Genomic DNA, 1,790 nt, shown 5'->3' on the forward strand with positions numbered 1-1,790 from the left:
AATCTTCTCATCCCCCTCCACCGTCTCCGTGCGATTGCCACCAATGCTGATGGTTTCATCCAAGTCCACTCGCTCTTTGCGGTTTTGATGGATGGTGATGGTCTCATCCTTATCAACAGTTTCAGTACGGTTTTGATGAATGGTGATGGTTTCGTCTTTGTCCACGGTTTCTGTTCTTTTACCATGAACAGTCACCGTCTCATCCACATCCACTGTCGTTGTTCGATTGTTTTTGATGTGTCTTGTTTCATCGTTTTTGATGAGAGAAGTTAAGTCTTTTTGGGCTTGGAAATTGACAAGCTCAGCCCCCTCTGTATCATCGAACATGAACTCATTGAAGTTTTCTAAGGGTGAGTTAAAGCTTTTGCTTTTGATGCCTGATTTTTTGGCAGCAGCTGGATAGCCCCAAGGAGGTGGGTTTTGCACATTGTATAGGCGACCCACCACCACAGGACGGTCAGCATCACCATTGATGAAGTCAACCAAGACTTCTTCACCAATCCTAGGGACATTGATAGAACCGAAGTTCACCCCTGCAGAGGCTTGTATGACCCGTATCCATGCTGAGCTTTTTTCATTCATGGGTCCATATCTGTCCCAATGAAATTGTAGTTTGATGTCGCCATATTCATTGGTGTAGACCTCTTCGCCAGCAGGGCCTGTAATGATGGCAGCTTGGGTGCCCACCACTTGGGGTTTTGGGGTTTGTTTTTTGGGGCGGTATTGCAAACTAAAAGGAATGGCTTTTAAGCTGGTACGGTAACTGCCTGATTCATCGCCTGTGGTATAACCAGCTTCTTTTAAGGCAAAGCCTACCTCGGTAATTAAATACTCAATATTGGCTTTTTGATGAGGGTGTCTTTGCAGGGTAAAGTGATGTCCTGCACATAAGGTTAAGACATTGCCTGTAGCAATGACTTCTTCGGTTAGGGCTTGATAGTGTTCTTTATGAATTTGCTTATAATGATTGGCCTCGCCCAAGCTTTTAAACTGTGCATAAGGCTCAAAGCGTTCTGTGCTTTGGGCAGAGAGTCCATGAGTGGGCGTGTCTGTGATCAGGTGGGATTTTTTGGTTTGATAGTTATAATCACCCAAGCTGACATGTGTGGTATTTAGGTGCTGTTTGTGCTGCCAGGTATCTAAATAGGCTTGATCGGGAGCTCCTGCAAAAACATCAGCATGATAGATCAGATGACTGTTGCCCATGATAGGGTCTTGCTGACTGTTTTGGTCACTTAAGACCAAGATGTTTTTATCTTTGGTTTGAGTGAAGTAGTAATAAATACCTTCTTGCTCAAACAAACGACTTAAGTAATCAAAATTGCTTTCGTGGTATTGGGTGCTTTGCCCATAAATGCGGTATTGGTTTTGGCATTTGTTGTCAAACTCAATACCGGATTCTGATAGGATTGTGGTAGCAATTTCAATGACTGTTTTTTCTACAAAAACACGGCTGTTTTGAGTTTGGGTTAAATGCCAAAGATTGGGGCGAAGTGTGCAACTGTATATATGATAGCCCTGCTCATCCACATCGGGTCTATCATAACCAAAGTCTGTAACAACACCTTGTAAGTGCCGTTCGCCTTCTTTGGTTTGGATGCAAACACAAAGCTGACTGCCAATGGCACTTTTAATGTCAAGATTAGCATCTTTGCTACTTAGTAGTAAGTCATACTGATACAGTGAAGAGATGCCTTCTACCCCATGAAGCTCTTTAAAAAGCAATGCATCACCAAATTGACTGTGGATTTGGATAGTGCGAGACATGGGGAGAGCTTCCTTGTGGGTGG

At 43.6% G+C, this 1,790-nt stretch carries 1 protein-coding gene; it reads right to left on the bottom strand.

Features of this window, described 5'->3' with window-relative positions; translation table 11 throughout:
- Positions 1-1,767 (bottom strand): type VI secretion system Vgr family protein (locus BW928_RS11165; RefSeq protein WP_076556276.1); only part of this gene is annotated, 1,767 nt, incomplete at its 3' end.
- Positions 1,768-1,790: the final 23 nt, after the last annotated feature.

Source organism: Moraxella cuniculi DSM 21768, assembly GCF_900156515.1.
Lineage (GTDB): Bacteria > Pseudomonadota > Gammaproteobacteria > Pseudomonadales > Moraxellaceae > Moraxella > Moraxella cuniculi.